Genomic DNA, 3,116 nt, shown 5'->3' on the forward strand with positions numbered 1-3,116 from the left:
CCGACCGGCACCTTCGCCGACGGCGTCCGCGCCGGCCCGCCGTCCGCGCCCGCCGGCGAGAAGGACGGCAGTGTGTTCCTCACCGTCGCCAGCACGGCGCCGCTGTTCTCCGAGGAGTCCGAGACCCAGCTCGACCGGCTGCACGCCGTGCCGGGACCAGGCGGACGCGAGGTGATGCTGACCGGCACCGCGCAGGTGAACCGCGACAGCGTGGACGCCATCACCTCGACGCTGCCGGTGGTGCTCGGGCTGATCGCGGGCATCATGTTCGCGCTACTGTTCCTGCTCACCGGCAGCGTCGTGATGCCGATCAAAGCCCTTGTGCTGAACATGCTTTCGTTGACGGCCGCCTTCGGCGCGCTGGTGTGGATCTTCCAGGACGGCCATCTGGCCGGCCTCGGCACCACCCCGACCGGCACCCTGGTGGCCAACATGCCGGTGCTGCTGTTCTGCATCGCGTTCGGCCTGTCGATGGACTACGAGGTGTTCCTCGTCGCCCGTATCCGCGAGTTCTGGCTGGAGACGGGAAATTCCGACCAATCCGTGGCACTCGGCATCGCCCACACCGGTCGCGTCATCACCGCGGCCGCGCTGATCATGTCGATCTCGTTCGCCGCGCTGATCGCCGCCAGCGTGTCGTTCATGAGAATGTTCGGCCTCGGTCTCACCCTGGCCGTGCTGGTCGACGCCACCCTGGTGCGGATGGTGCTCGTCCCGGCGTTCATGCGGCTGATGGGCGGGCGCAACTGGTGGGCGCCGAACCTGCTCAAGCGAATTCACGAGCGCCTCGGCTTCACCGAGGCGCCGAACACCACAACACAGAACACACCCCCGGAACGGATCAACTCATGAACAACCCGATCAGCGTCATCGCCGGCGTGCAGGGCGCGCTGCCGCCACACCGCTACACCCAGAGCGAGATCACCGAGAAATTCGTCGAGGTGCCGGCGTTCGCGCCCGTCGTCGACCTGGTCCGAAGTCTGCACACCAACGCGAAGGTCGACGCCCGTCACCTGGTGTTGCCGTTGGAGCGGTATCCGGATCTGCTCGATTTCGGCGATGCCAACGACCTCTACATCGAGCACGCCGTGGAACTCGGCTGCCGGGCACTGACCGCCGCGCTCGACGAAAGCGGTCTGGCGCCAAACGATCTCGACCTGATCATCACGACCACGGTCACCGGCATCGCCGTGCCCTCCCTGGACGCGCGCATCGCCGCGCGGCTGGGCCTTCGTCCCGACATCCGCCGGGTCCCGCTGTTCGGGCTCGGCTGTGTGGCCGGCGCGGCGGGCATCGCCCGCATGCACGACTATCTGCGCGGCGCACCCGGTCACGTCGCCGCGCTGGTCTCGGTGGAGCTGTGCTCGCTCACCCGTCCCGCGCTCGAGCCGAGCGTCGGCAGCCTGGTCGGCAGCGCGCTCTTCGGCGACGGCGCGGCCGCGGTGATCGCCATCGGCGAAGACCGGGCCGGCGCGAGCAACGCCGCGGGTCCGGCCGTGCTCGACACCCGCAGCAGGATGTACCCGGACTCTCTGGACATCATGGGCTGGTCGGTGAACCGCAACGGGTTCAAGCTCCTGCTCTCTCCGGATCTCCCGGGGCTCATCGAGAAGCACCTCGAACACGACGTCAGCGGCTTCCTCGCCGAGCACGACCTGTCCGTCGGCGACGTCGCCGCGTGGGTGTCCCATCCGGGCGGGCCGAAAGTGCTGGAGTCGATCGCCGATGCGCTCCACCTTCCCGACGATGCGCTCGAGTTGTCGTGGCGCTCGCTGGCCGAGGTCGGCAACCTGTCCTCGTCCTCGGTGCTGCACATCCTGCGCGACACCATGGCCAAGAAGCCACCGGCGGGCAGCACCGGAGTGCTGATGGCGATGGGTCCGGGATTCTGTTCCGAGCTCGTGCTGCTGCGGTGGCGGTGACGCCGTGCTCGCCTACACGCTGCTGATCGCCGCGGTCGCCGTGGAACGCGTCGCGGAACTTGGCGTGTCGCAACGCAATCTGAAGTGGAGCCGGTCTCGCGGCGGTGTCGAGTTCGGCACCGGCCACTACCCGGTGATGGTGGTGCTGCACACCGGGCTGCTGGCCGCGTGTCTGTTCGAGGCCGCCCACCGGGAATTCGTGCCGGTACTCGGCTGGACCATGTTCGCACTCGTGCTCGCCGCGCAGGGTCTGCGGTGGTGGTGCATCGCCACGCTCGGCCCCCAGTGGAACACCCGCGTCGTGGTGGTGCCGAACGCGGGCCGGGTCACCAGTGGCCCGTACCGTCTCCTGTCCCACCCCAACTATGTCGCGGTCGTCGTCGAAGGTATCGCGCTGCCGCTGGTGCACACCGCCTGGATCACCGCGCTCGCGTTCACGACGCTCAACGCCGCACTGCTGTCCGTACGGATCTCGGTGGAGAACAAGGCATTACAGTCCTTGACGCCGTCATGATCGACCTGGTGGTGGCGGGCGGCGGTCCCGCGGGTCTGGCCACCGCCATCCACGCCGCGCGGGCCGGGCTCGACACGGTCGTCATCGAACAGCGCACCGGACCGATCGACAAGGCCTGCGGTGAGGGGCTGATGCCGCACGCGGTGCGGCAACTGGAGCTTCTCGGCGCGCAACCGGAGGGCCGGCACTTCCACGGCGTCACCTACCTCGACACCCGTCGTCGCGTCACGGCGCCGTTCCGGTCCGGCGCCGGGCTCGGGGTGCGCCGCACCGCGCTGCACGCCGCACTGCTGCAGACCGCCGCCGACGCCGGGGTGACACTCGTACACGCCAAGGCCGGCCCGCCGGCCCAGGATGGGGAGTCGGTGTCGCTCAACGGTTTCCGGGCCCGCTATCTCGCGGCCGCCGACGGCCTGCACTCGCCGATCCGCGCCGGCCTCGGCCTGGAGTTGCCGCCGGGCCGGACCCGGCGCTGGGGCCTCAAACGTCACCTCGCGGTCGCACCGTGGATCGAGAACGTCGAGGTGTACTGGTCGCCGACGCCCGGGGCCGGGGAGGCCTGATATGACTTTCCTTGATCCGACCCCGCCTTCCCCGTCCCCCGCGCAGGCCGCCCCGGGGGCCTCGTCGGCCCGGCCCGTCGCGCTGACGATGACCGACATCGTCAAGGTCTTCCCCGG

General features: G+C 69.6%; 3 protein-coding genes and 1 pseudogene. All 4 read left to right on the top strand.

The window, feature by feature from the left end; genetic code table 11:
* The coding region (locus ASJ79_RS21390) for an MMPL family transporter (protein ID WP_156448562.1) at positions 1-852 on the top strand (852 nt) is incomplete at its 5' end.
* A gap of 8 nt (positions 853-860) precedes the next feature.
* Positions 861-1,922, top strand: a complete 1,062-nt coding sequence (locus ASJ79_RS21395; RefSeq protein WP_067959622.1) for a type III polyketide synthase — start codon at positions 861-863, stop codon at positions 1,920-1,922.
* Between the two features lie 4 nt (positions 1,923-1,926).
* Positions 1,927-2,436 carry an isoprenylcysteine carboxyl methyltransferase family protein gene (locus ASJ79_RS21400; protein ID WP_067959618.1) on the top strand — a complete coding sequence of 170 codons (510 nt, stop codon included), beginning with the start codon at positions 1,927-1,929 and terminating at the stop codon, positions 2,434-2,436.
* A pseudogene (locus ASJ79_RS21405) lies at positions 2,433-2,996 on the top strand (NAD(P)/FAD-dependent oxidoreductase); the annotation flags it as partial. The gene ASJ79_RS21400 and the pseudogene ASJ79_RS21405, both read left to right, overlap by 4 nt.
* Positions 2,997-3,116 lie beyond the last annotated feature (120 nt).

This window comes from Mycobacterium sp. NAZ190054 (genome assembly GCF_001545925.1).
In the GTDB taxonomy this organism is placed as follows: Bacteria; Actinomycetota; Actinomycetes; order Mycobacteriales; family Mycobacteriaceae; genus Mycobacterium.